Below are 24,050 nucleotides of genomic sequence, written 5' to 3' on the forward strand. Positions count from 1 at the left end.
GCGACTTATCGCCGCCTTTATTTACGTTTGTTACTGACTTGTAAAGATTATTTACCTTGTTCAGCCAGTCCATCGAGGTAGCGTTCAGCGTCCAGCGCGGCCATACAGCCGGTGCCAGCAGAGGTAATCGCCTGACGATAAATATGGTCCATCACGTCGCCAGCCGCGAACACGCCCGGGATGCTGGTCTGGGTCGCATTACCGTGAATGCCGGACTGCACTTTGATGTAGCCGTTTTCCAGCTCCAGCTGACCGTCGAAGATCGCGGTGTTCGGGCTGTGACCGATCGCCACGAACAGACCCGCCACTTCAAGCGTTTCGACGTTGTCGGTGTTCTGGGTATCACGGATACGCAGACCGGCAACGCCCATCTGGTCGCCCGTCACCTCTTCCAGGGTACGGTTGGTGTGCAGCACGATGTTGCCGCTTGCCACTTTATCCATCAGGCGTTTGATCAGGATCTTCTCCGCGCGGAAGGTTTCGCGGCGGTGGATCAGGTGCACTTCAGAGGCAATGTTCGCCAGGTAGAGCGCTTCTTCCACTGCGGTGTTACCGCCACCGATGACCGCGACTTTCTGATTGCGGTAGAAGAAACCGTCACAGGTTGCGCAGGCAGAGACGCCGCGGCCTTTGAACGCTTCTTCGGATGGCAGACCGAGGTAACGGGCAGACGCGCCGGTGGCAACGATCAGAGCGTCACAGGTGTATTCGCCGCTGTCGCCCGTCAGGCGGAACGGACGGTTCTGCAGATCGACCTTATTAATGTGGTCGAACAGAATTTCAGTTTCGAATTTAGCGGCATGCTCGTGCATACGTTCCATCAGCAGCGGCCCGGTCAGGTCGTTCGGGTCCCCTGGCCAGTTTTCCACTTCGGTGGTGGTGGTCAGCTGACCGCCTTTTTCCATGCCGGTGATGAGTACCGGGTGCAGGTTAGCGCGTGCAGCATAGACCGCTGCGGTATATCCCGCAGGTCCAGAACCAAGGATTAGCAGCTTACTGTGTTTGGCCGTGCCCATGAGATCCCCATTGTTGTTGGCAGACATTTGGCTGGATTGTAGGGAATTTGTTGTCGTAAAAAAAGAGCGCCGCAATTTTGATATCAATCTGTGTAATAGCCACGGGCGATGAATGAGGCGCTATAACATCACGCTTTCGCCTGAAAAACGGTCGTTTGTAAGGCAATAAAATGAGGATTAATACCCTGCCGTAATGAATATCCGGCATGTTGTACTAAAAAACGATGTTTTGCTTTGACAATCCCCTGCGCATTTGCGAAAACATTCAAGGAAGAAAAAAACCGCGTTAACCGTATGCCGCATAGGCATGCACGTAAATGCCATTTTTACCGGGTCAGTGAAATCTACGCATGGCGTGGACAGACGCCATACGTGATGTCGGTGACTGCCTTCGGGCAACGGTCTTCTTACCAACAGAACCCGAATCCGCATCGCGTCTAATACAAAACCAGGCGATGTGATGACTAACGGGTACAGGCTCTGAACAGTGATGTGCACAGGGTCCAGGCAGGAGTAGGGAAGGAATACAGAGAGACAATAATAATGGTAGATAGCAAGAAGCGCCCTGGCAAAGATCTCGACCGTATCGATCGTAACATTCTTAATGAATTGCAAAAGGATGGGCGTATTTCCAACGTCGAGCTTTCAAAACGTGTGGGACTTTCCCCGACGCCGTGCCTTGAGCGTGTGCGCCGACTGGAAAGACAGGGTTTCATTCAGGGCTATACTGCTCTGCTGAACCCGCATTATCTGGATGCCTCACTTCTGGTATTTGTTGAGATTACTCTGAATCGTGGTGCGCCGGATGTGTTTGAGCAATTTAATGCCGCTGTACAAAAACTTGAAGAAATTCAAGAGTGTCATCTGGTATCCGGTGATTTCGACTACCTGTTGAAAACCCGCGTGCCTGATATGTCCGCCTACCGTAAGCTGCTGGGGGAAACCCTGCTGCGTCTGCCAGGCGTGAACGACACCCGTACGTACGTGGTGATGGAAGAGGTCAAACAGAGCAATCGTCTGGTTATTAAGACGCGCTAACACGGAACAGGTGCAAAATCAGCGTAGTTTGATTACACTCCTGTTAATCCATACAGCAACAGTGCCGGGGAGTCCCGGCGCTGTTGTCCGTTTTAGCAAAAAGGCAGGATATGCCTGATACCTGGAGAGCCTTTTTTGAGCCAGGAATACACTGAAGACAAAGAAGTCACACTATCGAAGCTAAGCAGCGGACGTCGTCTCCTCGAGGCTTTGCTGATTGTTATTGCCCTTTTTGCCGTCTGGCTGATGGCAGCCTTACTCAGTTTCAACCCCTCAGATCCCAGCTGGTCACAAACTGCATGGCATGAGCCTATCCATAATTTAGGCGGTGTCCCCGGTGCCTGGCTTGCGGACACGCTGTTCTTCATTTTCGGTGTGATGGCCTACACCCTTCCCGTCATTATCATTGGCGGATGCTGGTTTGCTTGGCGTCATCGTCAGAACGATGATTACATCGACTATTTTGCTGTGTCGCTGCGCCTGATTGGCGCGCTGGCGCTGATCCTCACCTCGTGCGGGCTGGCGGCAATCAATGCGGATGATATCTGGTACTTCGCCTCTGGCGGGGTGATCGGCAGTTTACTCAGTTCTGCGCTGCAGCCGATGCTGCACAGCAGCGGCGGTACGCTGGCGCTGCTGTGTATCTGGGCGGCCGGGCTGACGCTGTTTACCGGCTGGTCCTGGGTGAGCATTGCCGAGAAGATCGGCAGTTTTATCCTCACCATTTTGACCTTCGCCAGCAACCGTACCCGCCGTGACGATACGTGGGTTGATGAAGAAGAATACGAAGATGAAGAGGAAGATGACGCGCCTGTGCAGCGTCGCGAGTCTCGTCGTGCGCGTATTCTGCGCGGCGCGCTGGCGCGTCGCCAGCGTGTTGCTGAGAAATTTGCCAACCCGCTGGGTCGTAAAACCGATGCGGCGCTCTTCTCCGGTAAACGCATGGATGAAGACGAGCAGGTGGCGTATCGCGCTGCGGGTGTCGCCGTCGATCCTGACGATGTGCTCTTCTCCGGCAGCCGGGCCACTCCGGGTGACTTCGACGAATACGATCCGCTGTTAAATGGCCATTCGGTTACCGAGCCGGTTGCGGCCGCTGCAGCCGCGACGACCGCTGCGCAGGCGTATGCCGCGCCTGTCGACGCCGTGATGCCATCCGCGCCGGTTTCGCCGCCGGAATCCGTTATTCAGCAGCCTCAGGTTGACTGGCAGACTGCGCCAGGCGTTCACACGCCGGAGCCAGTTATCGCGCCTGAACCTGAAAGCTACATCCCTGTGCAGCAGGAGCAGTGGCAGCAGCCTTATCAGCCGCCGCAGCCTGCGTATGAACCGCAAGATTACCCGCACTATGAACAGCCTGTGGCCCAACCTTATCAGGAGTATGTGCCTGAGCCGGTTGAACCTGTGCAGCCTTATGTAGAGCCGCAGCCTGAACCTGAAATCGTGGAAGAGGTAAAACCCTCTCGTCCACCGATGTACTATTTTGAAGAAGTTGAAGAGCGTCGTGCGCGTGAACGCGAGCAGCTGGCGGCCTGGTACCAGCCTGTGCCTGAACCGGTGCAGGAGCCGGTGACGAAAGCGCCTTCTGTTTCCGTTCCACCGATCGACCCGACGCCTGCAGTCGCACCCGTAGCGGAAAGCGTGAAGCAGGCTACCGCGGCCGCTGCCGTAGCTGCACCCGTCTTTAGCCTGGCAACAGGGGGCACGCCGCGTCCTCAGGTGAAGGAGGGGATTGGTCCGCAACTGCCTCGCCCTAACCGCGTTCGTGTACCCACCCGCCGTGAGCTTGCCTCTTATGGCATCAAGCTGCCTTCCCAGCGTATGGCCGAAGAGAAAGCGCGCGAGCCTGAGTACGAAGATGATGCCGATGAAATGCAGCAGGACGAGCTGGCCCGTCAGTTCGCCGCGCAGCAGAATCAGCGCTACGGTGAAGAATATCAGCACGATGAACCTGTGCTGGAAGACGAAGAGGACGCGGCTGAAGCAGAATTAGCGCGCCAGTTTGCGGCCACTCAACAGCAGCGCTATTCCGGTGAACAACCGGCTGGTGCAAATCCGTTCTCGCTGTCTGATTTTGAATTCTCGCCGATGAAGGATCTGGTGGATGATGGCCCGAGCGAGCCGTTATTTACCCCGAGCGTGATGCCGGAAGCGGAGCCTGTGCGCCAGCAGCCAGCACCACAGGCCTACGCGCAGCCGCACCAGCATGTTCAGCAGCCGTATGCGCAGCAGCATCAACCTGTTCAGCAACCGCAGCAATCGCAGCAGCCACCGCAGTTCCAGCAGCCTGCGCCTCAGCCGCAGGAAAGTCTGATTCACCCGCTGCTGATGCGTAACGGTGACAGCCGTCCGCTGCAGCGTCCAAGCACGCCGCTGCCGTCTCTGGATCTGTTAACGCCGCCGCCGTCAGAAGTGGAGCCGGTCGATACCTTCGCGCTTGAGCAGATGGCGCGTCTGGTGGAAGCGCGTCTGGCTGACTTCCGCATCAAGGCGGACGTGGTGAACTACTCGCCGGGCCCTGTGATCACCCGTTTTGAACTGAACCTGGCGCCCGGCGTTAAAGCCGCGCGTATTTCCAACCTGTCCCGCGACCTGGCGCGTTCTCTGTCGACCGTGGCGGTGCGTGTGGTGGAAGTTATCCCTGGCAAGCCGTACGTTGGGCTTGAGCTGCCGAACAAGAAACGTCAGACCGTCTACCTGCGTGAAGTGCTGGATAACACCAAATTCCGCGATAATCCATCCCCGCTGACCGTGGTGTTGGGTAAAGATATCGCGGGCGATCCGGTCGTGGCAGATCTCGCCAAAATGCCTCACCTGCTGGTGGCGGGTACCACCGGTTCCGGTAAGTCAGTCGGTGTGAACGCCATGATCCTCAGCATGCTCTATAAAGCGCAGCCGGAAGATGTGCGTTTCATCATGATCGACCCGAAAATGCTCGAACTGTCGGTCTACGAAGGCATCCCACATCTGCTGACCGAAGTGGTCACCGATATGAAGGACGCCGCCAACGCCCTGCGCTGGAGCGTCAATGAGATGGAACGCCGCTACAAGCTGATGTCTGCGCTGGGCGTGCGTAACCTGGCCGGTTATAACGAGAAAATTGCCCAGGCTGTGCGCATGGGGCGTCCGATCCCGGATCCTTACTGGAAGCCGGGTGACAGCATGGATGCCCAGCATCCGGTGCTGGAAAAACTGCCTTATATCGTCGTGCTGGTCGATGAATTCGCTGACCTTATGATGACCGTCGGTAAGAAAGTAGAAGAGTTGATTGCCCGTCTGGCGCAGAAAGCGCGTGCGGCCGGTATTCACCTTGTGCTGGCGACCCAGCGTCCTTCCGTTGATGTTATCACCGGTCTTATCAAAGCGAACATTCCGACGCGTATCGCTTTTACCGTATCCAGTAAAATTGACTCCCGTACCATTCTTGACCAGGGAGGCGCAGAGTCGCTGCTGGGTATGGGTGACATGCTCTATTCAGGCCCGAACTCCACCTCTCCGGTGCGTGTCCACGGTGCGTTCGTCCGCGATGAGGAAGTTCACGCCGTCGTGCAGGACTGGAAAGCGCGCGGTCGTCCGCAATACGTTGACGGTATTACCAGCGACACGGAAAGCGAAGGCAGCGGCGGTGGCTTCGACGGCGGCGAAGAGCTGGATCCGTTATTCGATCAGGCGGTTAACTTCGTTACCGAAAAACGCAAAGCGTCAATCTCAGGCGTGCAGCGTCAGTTCCGCATCGGCTATAACCGCGCGGCGCGCATCATTGAGCAGATGGAAGCGCAGGGCATTGTGAGCGAGCAGGGGCATAACGGTAACCGCGAGGTGCTGGCTCCACCGCCGTTTGATTAACCTTCAGCGATTGCAAAGAAGGGTAAATCAGCCAAAATTAAGCATTTTCTTCTGTCGCCTGCCTTCGGGCAGGTCCAGAATAGAAGACGGAAACCCCATATCGGGAAGACGTATTTTAAGGAATAACAATGAAAAAAATCGCCATCGCCTGTGCATTACTCACCAGTTTTGTCGCCAGCAGCGTCTGGGCTGATGCGGCCAGCGACCTTAAAAGCCGACTGGATAAAGTAAGCAGCTTCCACGCCAGCTTCACGCAAAAAGTGACGGACGGCAGCGGCAACGCGGTGCAGGAAGGCCAGGGAGATTTGTGGGTAAAACGCCCAAATCTGTTCAACTGGCACATGACCCAGCCGGATGAGAGTATCCTCGTGTCTGACGGCAAAACCTTATGGTTCTTCAACCCGTTCGTTGAGCAGGCAACGGCGACCTGGCTGAAAGATGCCACCAGCAATACGCCGTTTATGCTGATTGCTCGTAACCAGTCCAGCGACTGGCAGCAGTACAATATTAAACAGACTGGTGACGAGTTTGTCCTGACGCCGAAAGGCAGTAACGGCAACCTGAAGCAGTTCACCATTAACGTAAGCACCAACGGTACGATTAATCAGTTCGGCGCGGTTGAGCAGGACGATCAGCGCAGCAGCTACCAGCTCAAGTCTCAGCAGAACGGCGCCGTTGATGCATCGAAATTTACCTTTACCCCGCCGCAGGGTGTAACGGTGGACGATCAACGCAATAAGTAAGAGGCGTGAGTGGGCAATCTGTCGCTCGATTTTTCAGATAACGCGTTTCAACCTTTGGCCGCTCGTATGCGGCCAGAAAATTTAGCGCAGTATATCGGCCAGCAACATCTGCTGGCTGCCGGTAAGCCATTACCGCGCGCCATTGAGGCCGGGCATCTTCACTCCATGATCCTCTGGGGCCCCCCTGGCACCGGCAAGACTACGCTTGCAGAAGTGATCGCCCGCTATGCCAACGCGGACGTCGAACGTATCTCGGCGGTCACCTCCGGCGTGAAAGAGATCCGTGAGGCGATCGAGCGAGCGCGGCAGAACCGCAATGCCGGGCGGCGTACCATCCTCTTCGTGGACGAAGTCCACCGCTTCAACAAGAGCCAGCAGGATGCCTTCCTGCCGCATATTGAAGACGGCACGATCTTCTTCATCGGTGCGACCACCGAAAACCCGTCGTTTGAACTGAACTCGGCGCTGCTTTCCCGCGCGCGCGTTTACCTGCTCAAATCGCTCACCACCGAGGATATCGAAAAGGTTCTCACCCAGGCGATGGACGACAAAGCGCGCGGCTACGGCGGGCAGGATATCGTTCTGCCTGACGACACGCGTCGTGCGATTGCCGAGCTGGTCAACGGTGATGCGCGGCGTGCGCTGAATACGCTGGAAATGATGGCCGATATGGCCGAAATCGACGATGCCGGGAAGCGGGTGCTGAAACCGGAACTGCTCACCGAAATTGCGGGGGAGCGCAGCGCGCGTTTCGATAACAAAGGCGACCGTTTTTACGACTTGATCTCGGCGCTGCATAAGTCCGTGCGCGGCAGCGCGCCGGATGCGGCGCTTTACTGGTACGCGCGCATTATCACTGCGGGCGGCGATCCTTTATATGTCGCGCGTCGCTGTCTGGCGATTGCGTCAGAAGATGTCGGCAATGCCGATCCTCGCGCCATGCAGGTCGCGCTGTCGGCCTGGGACTGCTTCACCCGCGTTGGACCCGCGGAAGGCGAACGAGCCATTGCGCAGGCAATTGTCTATCTGGCCTGTGCGCCGAAAAGTAATGCGGTTTATACCGCGTTTAAAGCGGCGATGTCCGATGCGCGTGAACGTCCGGACTACGATGTGCCGGTTCACCTGCGTAACGCGCCGACCAAACTGATGAAAGAGATGGGATATGGGCAGGAGTATCGTTACGCTCATGATGAACCCAATGCCTACGCTGCCGGGGAGGAATATTTCCCGCAGGAGATGGCACAAACGCGCTATTATCACCCCACAAACAGAGGTCTTGAAGGCAAGATTGGTGAAAAGCTCACCTGGCTCGCCGGACAGGATCAAAATAGCCCTATAAAACGCTACCGTTAGTTCAATCGTTGCGGTAATGTTGGCAATGTATCCTTGTGGCCGCAGGCTGTGGTCACATTTTCCTATTTTAATTCGATAAGCACAGGATAAGCATGCTCGATCCCAATCTGCTGCGTAATGAGCCAGACGCAGTCGCTGAAAAACTGGCACGCCGGGGCTTTAAGCTGGATGTAGATAAGCTGCGCGCTCTCGAAGAGCGTCGTAAAGTTCTGCAGGTACAAACTGAAAATCTGCAGGCAGAGCGTAACTCTCGATCGAAATCCATCGGCCAGGCGAAAGCGCGCGGGGAAGATATTGAGCCATTACGCCTGGAAGTGAACAAACTGGGTGAAGAACTGGATCAGGCAAAAGCTGAGCTGGACGTTCTTCAGGCCGAGATTCGTGATATTGCCCTGGCTATCCCGAATATTCCTGACGACAGCGTGCCTGTCGGCAAAGATGAAAACGACAACGTTGAAGTGAAACGCTGGGGTACGCCTCGTGAGTTTGACTTCGAAGTGCGCGATCACGTGACGCTGGGCGAAATGCACGCGGGCCTGGACTTTGCGGCAGCGGTTAAGCTGACCGGCTCCCGTTTTGTGGTGATGAAAGGCCAGATTGCCCATCTGCACCGCGCGCTGGCGCAGTTCATGCTGGATCTTCACACCGAGCAGCATGGCTACAGCGAAACCTACGTGCCGTATCTGGTCAACCACGATACGCTGTACGGTACGGGCCAGCTGCCGAAATTTGCCGGCGACCTGTTCCATACCCGTCCGCTGGACGAGGAAGCAGACAGCAGCAACTACGCGCTGATCCCAACCGCTGAAGTGCCGCTGACTAACCTCGTGCGTGATGAGATCATCGATGAAGACGACCTGCCAATTAAGCTGACGGCACACTCTCCGTGCTTCCGTTCTGAAGCAGGTTCTTACGGTCGCGACACGCGCGGTCTGATCCGTATGCACCAGTTCGACAAAGTTGAGATGGTGCAGATCGTCCGTCCTGAAGAATCCATGGACGCGCTGGAAGAGATGACCGGCCACGCTGAAAAAGTGCTGGAGCTGCTGGGTCTGCCATACCGTCGTATGGCGCTGTGCACCGGTGATATGGGCTTTGGTGCCTGCAAAACCTTCGATCTGGAAGTGTGGGTGCCTGCGCAGAATACTTACCGTGAAATCTCCTCCTGCTCTAACGTCTGGGATTTCCAGGCGCGCCGCATGCAGGCACGCTGCCGCAGCAAATCTGATAAGAAAACCCGTCTGGTGCATACCCTGAACGGTTCTGGCCTGGCTGTGGGCCGTACCCTGGTTGCCGTGCTGGAAAACTATCAGCAGGCAGACGGTCGTATCGAGATCCCTGAAGTGCTGCGTCCATATATGAAAGGCCAGCAGTACATCGGCTAATAATTTGTCTTAAAACAAAAAAGCGCCTCAGGGCGCTTTTTTTATGCCTTTGGTTTGATACGACGCAATAACCTCTCCCTCTAAAGTAGTAATACTCCTTCGAATGAAAGTCAGCATAAAAAGCTGATTACGTAAAAATTCGTTGTATATAAAACTACATAGCGGTTTTGTGCCGCCACTCTTTTCTTTGTGAGCAACCAAAGTGAGTCTCTATGAAAATCAACGCGCCTGAAGCATTAATGGCTGCCGAGGTCACTCGCCGTGGGTTGATGAAAACCACGGCAATAGGCGGCCTGGCCGTAGCCAGCAGCGCCTTCACGCTTCCTTTTACCCGACTGGCCTCAGCGGCGGATGCACTATCCCCAGCCTCAGCTCCGGAAAAAGTGGTGTGGAGTGCCTGTACCGTAAACTGCGGTAGCCGTTGTCCGCTGCGTATGCATGTGGTGGATGGCGAAATTAAATATGTCGAAACCGACAATACCGGGGACGATAACTATGAAGGGTTACATCAGGTTCGCGCCTGTTTGCGCGGCCGATCAATGCGTCGTCGCGTGTATAATCCGGACCGCCTGAAATATCCGATGAAGCGCGTCGGTAAGCGTGGCGAAGGGAAGTTCGAGCGAATTAGCTGGGATGAAGCCTACGATATTATCGCCACCAATATGCAGCGCCTTATCAAAGAGTACGGCAACGAATCCATCTACCTGAACTACGGCACCGGGACGCTCGGCGGTACGCTGACCCGCTCCTGGCCACCGGGTAAAACGCTGGTGGCACGCCTGATGAACTGCTGTGGCGGTTATCTCAATCACTATGGTGACTACTCATCGGCGCAGATTGCTGCGGGACTCAACTACACCTACGGCGGCTGGGCGGACGGCAACAGCCCATCTGATATCGAAAACAGTAAGCTGGTGGTGTTGTTCGGTAATAATCCGGGCGAAACCCGCATGAGCGGCGGCGGGGTAACCTATTACCTCGAACAGGCCCGCGCCAAATCCAATGCCCGCATGATCATCATCGACCCACGCTATACCGACACCGGCGCCGGACGTGAAGACGAGTGGATCCCAATCCGTCCGGGTACCGATGCAGCGCTGGTCTCCGCGCTGGCGTGGGTGATGATCACCGAAAACCTCGTCGATCAGCCTTTCCTGGATAAATACTGCGTCGGCTATGACGAGAAAACCCTGCCAGCCAGCGCACCGTCAAACGGTCACTACAAGGCGTATATTCTCGGACAGGGCAGCGACGGCGTGGCGAAAACGCCGGAGTGGGCGTCCACCATCACCGGTATTCCGGCCGAGCGTATCGTTCAGCTGGCGCGTGAGATTGGCTCAGCCAAACCAGCCTACATTAGCCAGGGCTGGGGCCCGCAGCGTCATGCGAACGGTGAAATTGCGACCCGTGCCATTTCCATGCTCTCCATTCTGACCGGCAACGTCGGTATTCACGGCGGTAACACCGGCGCGCGTGAAGGCTCATATGAAGTGCCGTTTGAACGTATGCCAACGCTGGATAACCCGGTTCAAACCAGCATCTCCATGTTTATGTGGACCGATGCGATTGAACGTGGCCCGGAAATGACCGCCCTGCGCGACGGCGTGCGCGGTAAGGACAAGCTGGACGTGCCGATCAAGATGATCTGGAACTACGCCGGCAACTGTCTCATCAACCAGCACTCTGAAATCAACCGCACCCATGAAATCCTGCAGGACGACAAGAAGTGCGAGATGATTGTGGTGATCGACTGCCACATGACCTCCTCGGCAAAATATGCCGATATCCTGCTGCCGGACTGCACCGCCTCTGAGCAGATGGATTTCGCGCTGGACGCCTCCTGCGGCAACATGTCCTACGTGATCTTTACCGACCAGGCGATTAAACCGCGCTTCGAGTGCAAAACCATTTATGAGATGACCTCTGAGCTGGCGAAACGTCTTGGCGTTGAGCAGCAGTTTACCGAGGGGCGTACTCAGGAAGGGTGGATGCGCCATCTTCATGAACTCTCCCGTAAGGCGATCCCAGACCTCCCTGACTTTGATACCTTCCGCAAGCAGGGTATGTACAAACAGCGCGATCCGGAAGGGCACCACGTGGCTTACAAAGCGTTCCGTGAAGATCCGCAGGCGAATCCGCTGACCACGCCGTCGGGCAAAATCGAAATCTACTCCGAAGAGCTGGCAAAAATCGCGTCGACCTGGGAGCTGCCGGAAGGGGACGTTATCGATCCGCTGCCGATCTACACGCCGGGTTTCGAAAACTACAACGATCCGCTGACGGCGAAATTCCCGCTGCAGCTGACCGGTTTCCACTACAAAGCGCGCGTGCACTCCACCTACGGTAACGTCGACGTACTCAAGGCCGCCTGCCGTCAGGAGATGTGGATCAACCCGATGGATGCCAAAGCGCGAGGCATCAGCAATGGCGATCGCGTGCGTATCTTCAACGGTCGCGGCGAGGTGCATATTGAAGCTAAGGTGACGCCGCGCATGATGCCAGGCGTAGTGGCGCTGGGAGAAGGGGCCTGGTACAGCCCTGATGCCAACCGCATCGACCAGGCGGGCAGTATTAACGTACTGACCACGCAGCGTCCGTCGCCGCTGGCGAAGGGCAACCCATCCCACACAAACCTTGTCCAGGTTGAAAAGGTTTAAGGAGTAGCCGATGACAACCCAGTATGGATTTTTTATTGATTCCAGCCGTTGCACCGGGTGCAAAACCTGCGAGCTGGCCTGTAAAGATTACAAAGACCTGACTCCTGACGTCAGCTTCCGCCGCATCTACGAATACGCCGGGGGCGACTGGCAGGAAGATAACGGCGTCTGGCATCAGAACGTCTTTGCCTATTACCTGTCGATTGCCTGCAACCACTGTGAAGATCCGGCCTGCACCAAGGTCTGCCCGAGCGGGGCAATGCACAAGCGTGAAGACGGCTTTGTGGTGGTGGATGAAGATGTCTGTATCGGCTGCCGGTACTGCCACATGGCGTGCCCGTACGGTGCGCCGCAGTACAACGCCGCCAAAGGTCATATGACCAAATGCGACGGTTGCCACACCCGCGTGGCGGATGGCAAAAAGCCGATTTGCGTTGAGTCCTGCCCGCTGCGCGCGCTGGACTTCGGCCCGATTGAAGAGCTGCGTCAAAAACACGGTCAGCTTGCCGCAGTGGCACCGCTGCCGTCTGCGCACTTCACGAAGCCGAGCATTGTGATTAAACCTAACGCCAACAGCCGTCCTACAGGTGACACTACCGGCTACCTGGCAAATCCGAAGGAGGTGTGAGATGGGAAGTGGATGGCATGAATGGCCGCTGATGATCTTCACGGTCTTTGGTCAGTGCGTGGCGGGCGGTTTCATTGTGCTCGCGCTGGCGCTGTTGAAGGGGAATCTCAACGCTGAACAGCAGCAGCGTCTGGTGTTGAGCATGTTTGGCCTGTGGGTGCTGATGGGGATTGGGTTTATCGCCTCTACGCTGCACCTGGGTTCGCCGATGCGCGCGTTTAACTCTCTGAACCGCGTGGGGGCCTCATCCCTTAGTAACGAGATTGCCAGCGGGGCAATTTTCTTTGCCGTCGGTGGGCTGGGCTGGCTGCTGGCCGCTTTGAAGAAATTGCCTGCGGGTCTGCGCAGCCTGTGGCTGATCGTGACCATGGTTCTGGGCGTGGTGTTCGTGTGGATGATGGTGCGCGTCTATAACACCATCGATACTGTTCCAACCTGGTACAGCGTCTGGACGCCGATGAGCTTCTTCCTGACGATGTTCATCGGCGGGCCGCTGCTGGGCTACCTGCTGCTGCGCGTGGCGGGCGTAGACGGGTGGGCAATGCGTTTGCTGCCGGCTGTTTCGCTGCTGGCGCTGGTGGTGAGTGCGATGGTTGCTCTGATGCAGGGGGCAGAACTGGCAACCATTCACAGCTCTATTCAGCAGGCTTCTGCCCTGGTGCCGGACTACGGTGCGCTGATGGCCTGGCGTATCGTTCTTCTGGTCGCTGCGTTGGTATTCTGGATTGCCCCGCAGCTCAAAGGCTATCAGCCCGCGCTGCCTTTGCTGTCACTGGCCTTTGTGCTGGTCCTGGCGGGTGAACTGATTGGCCGCGGCGTGTTCTACGGGTTGCATATGACCGTAGGTATGGCTATCGCCAGTTAACGTTGCATTTCGTTATATCAAGCCGGGCCTGAGTGCCCGGCTTTTTCTTTTTTCGATCATGAAATTTTTCGACTGTCGTTTTGTTTTAATTTTGTCCATTAATAAATAAAAACAGATACATAATTAATATCTATAGCAGGCGTGGCATTAGCAGGATAAGTTTTTTAAATCGACAGGGAACATATTGTGCGAGGCGGCTAAATCAGTGGATTGACTTTGTTTTTGCCAGTGGCATGATGCGCACGAAATCTGAACTTCCTCACGGTTTTTAATCCATGACCACCTATACCCGGCCAGTGCTTCTGTTGCTCTGTGGCCTGCTTCTGCTGACCCTGGCGATCGCAGTGTTAAACACGCTCGTCCCGCTGTGGCTCGCCCATGAAAACTTACCGACCTGGCAGGTGGGTATGGTCAGCTCGTCCTTTTTTACCGGCAACCTGCTGGGTACGCTGGTGACAGGGAGCCTGATTAAGCGCTTTGGCTTTAACCGCAGCTATTATCTGGCTTCGCTGATTTTCGCCGCCGGGTGTGCTGGGCTGGGCCTGATGGTCGGCTTCTGGAGCTGGATGGCATGGCGCTTTATCGCAGGTGTAGGCTGCGCGATGATTTGGGTGGTGGTTGAAAGTGCGCTGATGTGCAGCGGCACCTCCCGCAACCGTGGACGCCTGCTGGCGGCCTATATGATGGTTTATTACGTCGGCACCGTGCTGGGTCAACTGATGGTCAGCAAGCTGCCAACCGATCTGATGAGCGTTCTGCCGTGGGTAACGGGCATGGTGCTGGCCGCGATCCTGCCGCTGCTCTTCACGCGCATTGTGAACCAGAACAGCGAGCATCAGGAAGCGACCCACGTCTGGCCGATGCTCAGACTCCGTCAGGCGCGCCTGGGCGTTAACGGCTGCATTATCTCGGGGATTGTACTGGGCTCGCTCTACGGCCTGATGCCGCTCTATCTGAATCATCAGGGCGTCAGCGATTCCGGAATTGGCTTCTGGATGGCGGTGATGGTGAGTGCGGGGATCGTCGGGCAGTGGCCGATTGGCCGCCTGGCGGACCGCTTCGGTCGTCTGCTGGTGCTGCGCGTGCAGGTCTTCGTGGTCATCATGGGATGCCTTGCCATGCTCAGCAACGCCGCTATGGCGCCTGCGCTGTTTATTCTCGGGGCTGCCGGCTTTACGCTCTATCCGGTCGCGATGGCCTGGGCCTGTGAGAAAGTTGAACATCATCAGCTGGTGGCAATGAACCAGGCGCTGTTACTGAGCTATACCATTGGCAGTTTATTAGGGCCGACGTTTACCGCGATGCTGATGCAGAATTACTCTGATAATTTATTGTTTATCATGATCGCCAGCGTATCGTTTATTTATCTCTTAATGCTGCTGCGCAAAGTGGGCGAACACCCAACGCCTGTGGCTCATGCCTGATTAATTAAAAGCCTGTCGATGACAGGCTTTTTTGTCCCTGTCACAACTAAGAGTTTTACTTATTGTTTGTTTATTACGCCAGGCGATAATTCATGTGAGTCCTACCACTATAAGGCAGCAATCATGTCTATTCGTCGTTTTTCCGCTACCGCACTTGCCGTAGTGTTGTCTTTAACGTTTGCAACGGCTCCGGTCATGGCTAATCCTGGTAACGGGAATGGCGGTGGTCACGGAAACGGTGGCGGGCAAGGTAATGGCGGTAATCATGGTAACGGGAATTCTGGTAACCATGGCAATAAGCAAAATAACGGCCAGGATAACCCTGGGAAATCGGATAAAAGTTTTAAAAGCAGTAAAGATGTCGGTAACGATGTCGACGCTCGCGTGAGCTTCGATCATGCCCGCCATCTGGCGCTGAATTATGGCTTAACGGGCTATGACTCTCTGCCTCCAGGTATCGCGAAAAACCTGGCGCGCGGTAAGCCGTTGCCTCCGGGCATTGCGAAGAAAACCGTGCCGGCCTCAATGCTGGGCCAGCTTCCTTCCTACCCGGGCTATGAATGGCGCGTGGTCGGAGATGACCTGGTCTTAATTGCGCTGAGTACAGCCATTGTGACCTCCGTTATTAACGGCGTCTTTAAATAGAATATAAAAAGGCCCGGTTCTCACCGGGCCTTTTCTTTAATACATCACCTTGTGGCCGTACTGTTCAAGAATACCTTTGACGCGTTCCATCGTCTCTTTCTTCGGCGGCTTCACGCCATCGAGTTTGTACTCTTCGCCCATTGCCACCCATTTATGTTTACCCAGCTCGTGATAGGGCAGAAGCTCAATTTTCTCGACGTTGCCCATGTCGCGGGTAAATTCACCCAGGCGGTGCGCGGAGTCGTCATCATCTGACCAGCCGGGAACCACCACGTAGCGGATCCAGGTTTTGATGCCTTTATCGGCAATGTATTTGGCGAATTCCAGCGTGCGGTGGTTTGAGACGCCAACGAGGTTCTGGTGGATCTCATCGTTCATCTGTTTGAGATCGAGCATGACCAGATCGGTCACTTCAAGCAGCTCGTCGATAACCGGATCGTAGCGGCGTACAAAGCCGTTGGTGTCGAGGCAGGTATGAATGCCTTCTTTATGGCAGGCGCGGAACCAGTCGCGGACAAATTCAGCCTGCAGAATGGCTTCACCGCCGGATGCGGTGACGCCGCCGCCGGACGCGTTCATAAAGTGGCGGTAGGTCACCACCTCTTTCATCAAGTCTTCAACGGTAACTTCTTTACCGCCGTGCGTATCCCAGGTATCACGGTTATGGCAGTACAGGCAGCGCATCAGGCAGCCCTGGAAAAAGGTGATAAAGCGGATACCCGGGCCATCGACGGTGCCACAGGATTCAAAGGAGTGAATACGACCAATAGTTGACATTGCGGTGATATCTCCATCATCGGCCCGTCCCGGGCCTGTGTATGCACAGCTCAAAGCCGGCTGTGTTAAGTCTGTTTTGGCTGTTATCCATTCAGTATAGATAGCGGACAAAAGAGACTGAGGTGGAGAGGGTGCTAAAAAGGCCCCACTGACGTGGAGCCTTTATTGTACGCTTGTTAACGCGTGATTTCAGTCAATTCCACTTACATGGACTGAGTAAAAGTACGGGTGATAACGTCCTGCTGCTGTTCTTTAGTCAGGGAGTTAAAACGTACTGCGTAGCCAGATACGCGGATGGTCAGCTGAGGATATTTCTCAGGGTGTTCCATCGCGTCGAGCAGCATTTCACGGTTCATGACGTTCACGTTCAGGTGCTGACCACCTTCGATGGACGCTTCGTGGTGGAAGTAACCATCCATCAGACCCGCGAGGTTAGTTTTACGCACTTCGTCGTCTTTACCCAGCGCGTTTGGCACGATAGAGAAGGTGTAAGAGATACCATCTTTCGCGTAAGCAAACGGCAGTTTAGCAACGGAAGTCAGAGAGGCAACCGCACCTTTCTGGTCACGACCGTGCATTGGGTTCGCACCTGGGCCGAATGGCGCGCCAGCACGACGACCGTCTGGGGTGTTACCGGTTTTCTTACCATACACAACGTTAGAGGTGATGGTCAGAACAGACTGAGTCGGGATAGCGTTACGGTAGGTAGTCAGTTTCTGAATTTTCTTCATGAAACGTTCTACCAGGTCAACCGCCATGTCATCAACGCGAGAGTCGTTGTTACCAAACTGCGGATATTCGCCTTCGATTTCGAAGTCGATAGCCAGACCGTCTTCATCACGAATTGGCTTAACTTTCGCATATTTGATTGCAGACAGGGAGTCAGCTGCAACGGACAGACCAGCGATACCACACGCCATGGTGCGGATAACGTCACGGTCATGCAGCGCCATCAGAGAGGCTTCGTAGCTGTACTTGTCGTGCATGTAGTGGATAACGTTCAGCGCAGTGACGTACTGTTTCGCCAGCCAGTCCATGAAGTGATCCATGCGGTCCATCACTTCGTCGAAGTTCAGAACGTCGCCTTTGATCGGTTCAGACTTAGGACCAACCTGCATTTTCAGTTTTTCATCAACGCCGCCGTTGATTGCGTACAGCATGGTTTTCGCCAGGTTTGCACGCGCACCGAAGAACTGCATTTGCTTACCAACAACCATTGGGCTTACGCAGCAAGCGATAGCGTAATCGTCGTTGTTGAAGTCCGGACGCATCAGGTCATCGTTCTCGTACTGCAGAGAAGAGGTGTCGATGGACACTTTAGCCGCGAATTTCTTGAAGTTCAGAGGCAGTTTTTCAGACCACAGAACGGTGATGTTCGGCTCCGGAGAAGGACCCATGGTGTACAGGGTGTTCAGGAAGCGGAAGCTGTTTTTGGTTACCAGAGTACGGCCGTCAACGCCCATACCGCCGATGGATTCAGTTGCCCAGATTGGGTCACCGGAGAACAGCTCATCGTATTCAGGCGTACGCAGGAAGCGAACCATACGCAGTTTCATGACCAGGTGGTCAATCATTTCCTGAGCGTCTTGCTCGGTGATTTTGCCTGCTTTCAGGTCACGTTCGATGTAAGCATCCAGGAAGGTGGATACGCGACCGAAGGACATCGCTGCACCGTTCTGAGACTTAACTGCTGCCAGGTAGCCGAAGTAGGTCCACTGGATAGCTTCCTGAGCGTTGGTCGCAGGACCAGAGATATCGCAGCCGTATTTAGCCGCCATCTCTTTGATCTGACCCAGCGCGCGGTGCTGTTCAGCGATCTCTTCACGCAGACGGATAGTCGCTTCCAGGTTTACGCCGTTTTCCAGATCGGACTGCAGGGAAACAAACTGCGCGTACTTGTCTTTCATCAGGAAGTCGATACCGTACAGCGCAACGCGACGGTAGTCACCGATGATACGGCCACGGCCATACGCATCTGGCAGACCAGTCAGAACGCCAGATTTACGGCAGTTCAGAATGTCTTTGGTGTAAACATCGAATACGCCCTGGTTGTGGGTTTTGCGGTATTCGGTGAAGATTTTTTTCAGCATTGGGTCCAGCTCGCGGTTATACGCTTTGCAGGAACCTTCAACCATTTTGATACCACCGAACGGGATGATTGCGCGTTTCAGTGGTGCTTCAGTCTGCAGACCAACGATTTTCTCAAGGGCTTTGTTGATGTAGCCAGCATCGTGAGAAGTGATGGTGGAAGCAACGGAGGTGTCAAAATCAACTGGCGCGTGAGTGCGGTTTTCCAGTTTAACGCCTTCCATTACGCTGTCCCACAGCTTGGTGGTCGCGTCAGTTGCGCCAGCCAGGAAGGATTCGTCACCTTCATACGGTGTATAGTTTTTCTGAATGAAGTCACGTACGTTTACTTCATTCTGCCAGTCACCTTTCGCAAAACCTTCCCAGGCTGTGGCTAACTTTTCATTAAGCTCGGACATGTAACACCTACCTTCTTAAGTGGATTTTTTATTTACTGCCTGAGAAAACCATCAATGATGATCGTCGCCACGCAGGTAAATGACCCAGTATGTCAACCCAACTAACAGACCCCCACCGATAATGTTCCCGATAGTGACAGGGATCAGGTTATCAGTAATGAAATTCATAATAGTCAGGTGAGAGAAACTTTCCGGGGATGAACCAACTGCGGTCCAGAACTCCGGGCTCGCAAAGTCGCGGATGACAATGCCCATTGGGATCATGAACATATTCGCGATACTGTGCTCAAAGCCGCTGGCAACAAACATCGCAACCGGCAGAACCATAATTAAGGCTTTGTCCATCAGGCTACGACCCGAGTAGCTCATCCATACAGCCAGGCAGACCATCAGGTTAGCGAGGATGCCGAGAGCAACGGCTTCGATAAATGTGTGGTGCATTTTGTGGTCGGCGGTTTGCAGGACGTTAAGGCCCCAGCCACCGTTGGCGGTCATGTACTCGCCAGAAAGCCACATCAACAAAACAAAGAGCAGACAGCCAACCAGGTTACCCACATAGACGTTAAGCCAGTTACGTGCCAGCTGACCCCAGGTAATTCTTCCGCTGGCCTTTGCCACGACAATCAGCACCGTTGAGGTGAAGAGGTCGGCGCCGCAGATGACGCAGAGAATCAGACCCAGTGAGAAGCAAATGCCGCCAATCAGTTTGGCCATGCCGAAAGGCATTCCGGCAGTACCGGTGGTGGCGGTGATGTAGAAGACGAAAGCGATAGAGATGAACACACCAGCCGTGATCGCCAGATAGAACGTCTTCATCGGGTGTTTCGTTGCTTTATAGACACCCGCTTCTTCGGCAACTTTGGCCATCGCAGCAGGGAGTAAAAGATCAAAAGGGTTGTCAGCTTTCACACTAACTCTCTCTTTATTAAGTCGGCGACGAGATACTAACAAAGCATTATAGAAGAGAAATTGATATAGATCATATCTCGCCTGGCTTATAGGCCCGCAGTGTGTATGGTTTTACAACAAATGCGGAGTAAGTAATTGATTATCCGTATAAAAATAAATTTTAAAAGTTATGAAAAGAGTTGAATTTTTTCGTTCGGCCACCCCTGACGCAGTTAATTAATATGGAGTATTTACCATAAAAAGTAACAGTAAAGCCCAGGTAAATATTATTATATTTACCCATGTTTAACTTTATTATTACAATCAACAGTCATTGCCGAAGAAAATAAAAAACGGGGCAATGAAATTGCCCCGTAATATAGCCCAGACGATTGAATACGCCTACTGCTGGTAATGTTATCTGCGCTTATTTTAACCAGTAAGCGGCTTTTGCTTTCTGCAGCTTTTCGTAGGCCTTCAGCAGCGATTGATGCGCCGGGAAGGCTTTCAGATCGCTATCAACAGCCTGCAGGCCATAGAACGGCGCTTCGCCGCTCAGAGCCGCGCTGGCTGCTTCTACGGCCTCAGCTCCGTACATACGTACGAAAGCATTCAGGTATTGCAGCGGCTCGCGGTCCTCTTCCTGGGCCAGCAGCAACAGGGTTTGCAGGCAGCGGTAATAATTGGTGCGTTCGGCAGAGAAGACAGACTGGTTGAATTCCATGGTCCACTCGGTCCAGGCCAGGGCCTGATCCAAATCGCCACCCGCCAGGGCCAGCATCGCTTTCAGCTCACCGATGCGCAGGGTATACCAGCCGTTGTCTTTACCGGTCGCCAGGCCCAGCAGTTCGCGTACGCGGGTGAAGTCATCGTGGCCTTCTTCGTCCAGTTGGGCGATCAGGTTCAGATAATCTTCTTTCTCCCAATCGCTGCCCGGCAGAGCCAGCAGCGTTTCGCGCAGATGGGCACCCATGCTGTTGTTCGCCAGCCACAGATCTTCAGCCGGGTAGATGTCGGACATGCCCGGAACGATAATGCGGCACGCGTAGACGCCAAGATGTTCGTAGTCGGCAATGTAGACTTCCTGATCTTCCGCGTTGAAGATAGCCATCAGCGTGGCGAACTCTTCTTCCGTGGTACCGGCAAAGCTCCAGTCCACGAACGGATAGTCGGCGTCCTGCTTGAACATATCCCAGGAAATTAAACCGCTGGAGTCAATGAAGTGGGTTTCAAGGTTGGTATGCTCGGCCACTTCTTCATCGTCAAACGTTGGCGGAGTGAAGACGTCGAGATCTTTCAGGCTACGGCCCTGCAGCAGCTCGGTAACGGTACGCTCCAGCGCCACGCCGAAGTCAGGGTGCGCCCCGAAGGAGGCGAAGCAGGTGCCGTTGGCCGGGTTAAACAGCACCACGCAGATAACCGGATACTTGCCGCCCAGAGAGCCGTCATAGGCAAAGATTGGGAAACCTTCTGCTTCGAGCTTAGCGATGGACTCCACTACGCCCGGGTAGCGCGCCAGCACGTCTGCCGGAATTTCAGGCAGGCTGATGGATTCGGCAATAATGCGGTTTTTGATGTGACGCTCGAAGACTTCAGACAGACCCTGCACGCGCGCTTCATTGCGGGTGTTACCGGCGGACATGCCGTTAGACACATACAGGTTGCCGACGATGTTCATCGGAATATACACGGTCTGCTCATCAGACTGACGGGTGAACGGCAGGGCGCAGATCCCACGGTCTTCATTGCCAGACTGCAGATCGATCAGCATGCTGGCGGTCAGTTCGTTTTCCGGATCGTAGAAAGCACGCAGGCGCGCGTCGAGAATACCTTCCGGCAGCTCGTCATCTTCGGTCAGCGGGAACCATTTTTCATTTGGATAATGAACGAACGGGCCGTTAGCGATGGTTTCGCCCAGCCAGAAGTCAGCGAAGAAATAGTTGGTGGACAGACGCTCAAAATACTCACCCAGCGCAGAGGCCAGTGCCGCTTTTTTTGTCGCGCCTTTACCGTTGGTAAAGCACAGGGCACAGTCTTTATCGCGAATATGCACGGACCAGACATGAGGCACCGGATTGAGCCAGGAGGCTTCTTCGATGTTAAAACCCAGGTCGGTCAGTTTCTGCTGGAAGCGAGCGATGGAGTCTTCCAGAGCGGCGTCTTTGCCGGGGATAAACGTTTGAGTCATGGCGTTCACTTTTATCGTACGTAAAGCGCGCAATGATACGGGTTTTGCGTGACGGGTGCTATCTTCGGCGAAAATAAAAGGCTGGGCTATGCTTAGTGGCAGTAACTGACTGTTAAGGCATAGAAAAATGAAAGCATTTGATCTCCAGCGGATGGCGTTTGATAAAGTTCCTCCTGAATTTCTGGGCGAAGTGGCGCTGCGCAGCCTGTATACCTTCGTCCTCGTCTTCCTGTTTCTTAAAATCACCGGCCGCCGCGGCGTGCGGCAGATGTCGCTCTTTGAGGTATTGATCATCCTGACGCTGGGCTCGGCGGCGGGTGACGTCGCCTTTTATGATGACGTGCCGATGGTGCCGGTGTTTATCGTTTTTGTCTCACTGGCGCTACTTTACCGTCTTGTCATGTGGCTGATGTCGAAAAGCGAAAAGCTGGAAGATCTGCTTGAAGGGAAGCCGGTCGTTATCGTCGAGGACGGACAGCTGGCCTGGGAAAATGTACAAAGCGCCAATATGACCGAGTTTGAGTTCTTTATGGAGCTTCGCCTTAACAGCGTTGAACAGCTCGGGCAGGTGCGTCTGGCGATCATGGAAACCAACGGGCAGATCAGCATCTATTACTATTCTGACGACGAGGTGAAGCCGGGACTGTGTATCCTGCCGGATATGCTGATCGAGCGTTTCAGAACGGTACCTGAATCCGGCGAGTATGCTTGCGTAAGATGTAGCCATGTTGTCGCGATGCAGCCGGGGGATCGCCAATTATGCCCCCGCTGTGCAAATCCGGAATGGACGAAGGTTAGCCGGGCCAAACGTATTACCTGACAGCCATTTTGTCGGTTTTGTCTTAGCGAGGCGGCAGATTGTTTTGTGTGACGCGGGGCACATTTCACGGGTCATAAGTTTTAGACATTGCGGCGCGTGTCACTGAATGATAAAACCGATATCCACAGTTATAACTTATGGCTTTTAGCGTGGTGAGGGGAAATGGCTCAAGTCTTTAATTTCAGTTCAGGTCCGGCAATGTTACCGGCAGACGTGCTTAAACAGGCTCAACAGGAACTCTGTGACTGGAACGGTCTCGGTACGTCGGTGATGGAAATCAGCCACCGTGGTAAAGAGTTTATTCAGGTGGCGGAAGAGGCAGAAAAGGATTTTCGCGATCTGCTGAATATTCCCTCGAACTACAAAGTATTGTTCTGTCACGGCGGTGGGCGCGGCCAGTTTGCGGGCGTTCCGCTGAATATTCTCGGTGATAAAACGACGGCTGACTACGTTGACGCGGGTTACTGGGCGGCAAGCGCGGTTAAAGAAGCGCATAAATACTGCACGCCGAATGTTATCGACGCCAAAGTGACCGTTGACGGTCTGCGTGCCGTGAAGCCAATGAGCGAGTGGCAGCTTTCCGGTAACGCAGCGTATCTGCACTATTGCCCGAACGAAACTATTGACGGGATTGCCATCGACGAGACGCCAAACTTCGGCAGCGATGTCGTGGTTGCCGCCGACTTCTCCTCCACCATTCTGTCTGCGCCAATTGATGTCAGCCGCTACGGCGTTATCTATGCGGGCGCGCAGAAAAATATCGGTCCAGCCGGTTTGACTATTGTCGTCGTGCGTGAGGACCTGCTGGGTAAAGCGCATAAATCCTGCCCGTCGATTCTCGATTACACCGTGCTGAACGATAACGATTCGATGTTCAACACCCCACCAACGTTTGCCTGGTATCTCTCCGGCCTGGTCTTCAAATGGCTGAAGCAAAACGGCGGCGTGGCACAGATGGACAAGGTGAATCAGCAGAAAGCTGAACTGCTGTACGGCGTAATCGACAAGAGCGATTTCTACCGCAACGATGTGGCGAAAGCGAACCGTTCCCGCATGAACGTGCCGTTCCAGCTGGCGGACAGCAGCCTGGACAAAGTGTTCCTGGAAGAGTCCTTCGCGGCAGGCCTGCATGCGCTCAAAGGTCACCGTGTCGTTGGCGGCATGCGTGCCTCCATCTATAACGCGATGCCGCTGGAAGGCGTTAAAGCCCTGACGGATTTCATGATCGACTTCGAACGTCGTCACGGTTAATTTGCTGTTTGTCACCCCCGCAGCGTCCCTGCGGGGTTTT

17 protein-coding genes are annotated in these 24,050 nt (G+C 54.7%); 12 read left to right on the plus strand and 5 right to left on the minus strand.

From position 1 onward, the window contains the following. Positions 1 to 47 precede the first annotated feature (47 nt). The gene (trxB, locus tag DEO48_RS19080; RefSeq protein ID WP_023616696.1) at positions 48 to 1,016 is read right to left on the minus strand and encodes a thioredoxin-disulfide reductase; all 969 of its coding nucleotides are present in this window, start codon (positions 1,014 to 1,016) and stop codon (positions 48 to 50) included. Positions 1,017 to 1,559: 543 nt separating this feature from the next. Here trxB and lrp point away from each other — a divergent pair. The 10 genes from lrp (at position 1,560) to DEO48_RS19135 (ending at position 15,600) form a co-directional block, all read left to right on the plus strand. Next, a complete protein-coding gene (gene lrp, locus DEO48_RS19090; protein WP_000228469.1) occupies positions 1,560 to 2,054 on the plus strand; it encodes a leucine-responsive transcriptional regulator Lrp in 495 nt (164 codons plus the stop codon). 135 nt (positions 2,055 to 2,189) lie between these two features. Beyond that, positions 2,190 to 5,900: a DNA translocase FtsK 4TM domain-containing protein gene (locus tag DEO48_RS19095; protein ID WP_109846015.1), complete on the plus strand. Its 3,711-nt coding sequence runs from the start codon at positions 2,190 to 2,192 to the stop codon at positions 5,898 to 5,900. Between the two features lie 128 nt (positions 5,901 to 6,028). Next, positions 6,029 to 6,643, plus strand: coding sequence for an outer membrane lipoprotein chaperone LolA (gene lolA, locus DEO48_RS19100; RefSeq protein WP_023310983.1), 615 nt, complete (start codon positions 6,029 to 6,031; stop codon positions 6,641 to 6,643). Between the two features lie 9 nt (positions 6,644 to 6,652). Then, complete coding sequence (gene rarA / locus DEO48_RS19105) at positions 6,653 to 7,996, plus strand: replication-associated recombination protein RarA (RefSeq protein WP_033145084.1); 1,344 nt, start codon at positions 6,653 to 6,655, stop codon at positions 7,994 to 7,996. Positions 7,997 to 8,088: 92 nt separating this feature from the next. Then, positions 8,089 to 9,381: a serine--tRNA ligase gene (gene serS / locus DEO48_RS19110; protein ID WP_008499983.1), complete on the plus strand. Its 1,293-nt coding sequence runs from the start codon at positions 8,089 to 8,091 to the stop codon at positions 9,379 to 9,381. Positions 9,382 to 9,593: 212 nt separating this feature from the next. Continuing rightward, positions 9,594 to 12,038, plus strand: a complete 2,445-nt coding sequence (dmsA, locus tag DEO48_RS19115; protein WP_109846016.1) for a dimethylsulfoxide reductase subunit A — start codon at positions 9,594 to 9,596, stop codon at positions 12,036 to 12,038. 10 nt (positions 12,039 to 12,048) lie between these two features. Beyond that, positions 12,049 to 12,666 (plus strand): DMSO/selenate family reductase complex B subunit, encoded by a 618-nt coding sequence (locus DEO48_RS19120; RefSeq protein ID WP_021240882.1) that lies wholly within the window; start codon positions 12,049 to 12,051, stop codon positions 12,664 to 12,666. 1 nt (position 12,667) lies between these two features. Next, positions 12,668 to 13,531, plus strand: coding sequence for a dimethyl sulfoxide reductase anchor subunit family protein (locus tag DEO48_RS19125; protein WP_045404119.1), 864 nt, complete (start codon positions 12,668 to 12,670; stop codon positions 13,529 to 13,531). A 275-nt stretch (positions 13,532 to 13,806) separates the two neighbouring features. Beyond that, a complete protein-coding gene (locus DEO48_RS19130) occupies positions 13,807 to 14,955 on the plus strand; it encodes an MFS transporter (protein ID WP_023335120.1) in 1,149 nt (382 codons plus the stop codon). Positions 14,956 to 15,078: 123 nt separating this feature from the next. Beyond that, on the plus strand, positions 15,079 to 15,600 hold the full coding sequence (locus DEO48_RS19135; protein WP_045404123.1) for an anti-virulence regulator CigR family protein: 522 nt from the start codon (positions 15,079 to 15,081) through the stop codon (positions 15,598 to 15,600). Positions 15,601 to 15,636: 36 nt separating this feature from the next. Here DEO48_RS19135 and pflA read toward each other — a convergent pair whose 3' ends face one another. From pflA to ycaO, 4 genes are all read right to left on the minus strand, one after another. Next, on the minus strand, positions 15,637 to 16,377 hold the full coding sequence (pflA, locus tag DEO48_RS19140; protein WP_045630022.1) for a pyruvate formate lyase 1-activating protein: 741 nt from the start codon (positions 16,375 to 16,377) through the stop codon (positions 15,637 to 15,639). 203 nt (positions 16,378 to 16,580) lie between these two features. After that, entirely contained in the window at positions 16,581 to 18,863 is a 2,283-nt protein-coding gene (gene pflB, locus DEO48_RS19145) for a formate C-acetyltransferase (RefSeq protein ID WP_023310992.1), read from the minus strand. Positions 18,864 to 18,914: 51 nt separating this feature from the next. Continuing rightward, positions 18,915 to 19,772 carry a formate transporter FocA gene (gene focA / locus DEO48_RS19150; protein WP_008499974.1) on the minus strand — a complete coding sequence of 286 codons (858 nt, stop codon included), beginning with the start codon at positions 19,770 to 19,772 and terminating at the stop codon, positions 18,915 to 18,917. Between the two features lie 406 nt (positions 19,773 to 20,178). Next, the gene (gene ycaO, locus DEO48_RS19155) at positions 20,179 to 21,939 is read right to left on the minus strand and encodes a 30S ribosomal protein S12 methylthiotransferase accessory factor YcaO (protein ID WP_181367031.1); all 1,761 of its coding nucleotides are present in this window, start codon (positions 21,937 to 21,939) and stop codon (positions 20,179 to 20,181) included. Positions 21,940 to 22,066: 127 nt separating this feature from the next. Here ycaO and DEO48_RS19160 point away from each other — a divergent pair, with 127 nt between their 5' ends. Both DEO48_RS19160 and serC read left to right on the plus strand, forming a co-directional pair. Continuing rightward, a complete protein-coding gene (locus tag DEO48_RS19160) occupies positions 22,067 to 22,759 on the plus strand; it encodes a DUF421 domain-containing protein (RefSeq protein ID WP_109846018.1) in 693 nt (230 codons plus the stop codon). A 162-nt stretch (positions 22,760 to 22,921) separates the two neighbouring features. Then, positions 22,922 to 24,010 carry a 3-phosphoserine/phosphohydroxythreonine transaminase gene (serC, locus tag DEO48_RS19165; RefSeq protein WP_109846019.1) on the plus strand — a complete coding sequence of 363 codons (1,089 nt, stop codon included), beginning with the start codon at positions 22,922 to 22,924 and terminating at the stop codon, positions 24,008 to 24,010. The last annotated feature ends 40 nt before the right edge of the window (positions 24,011 to 24,050 follow it).

This window comes from Enterobacter sp. CGMCC 5087 (assembly GCF_003144775.1).
GTDB lineage: Bacteria > Pseudomonadota > Gammaproteobacteria > Enterobacterales > Enterobacteriaceae > Enterobacter > Enterobacter cloacae_M.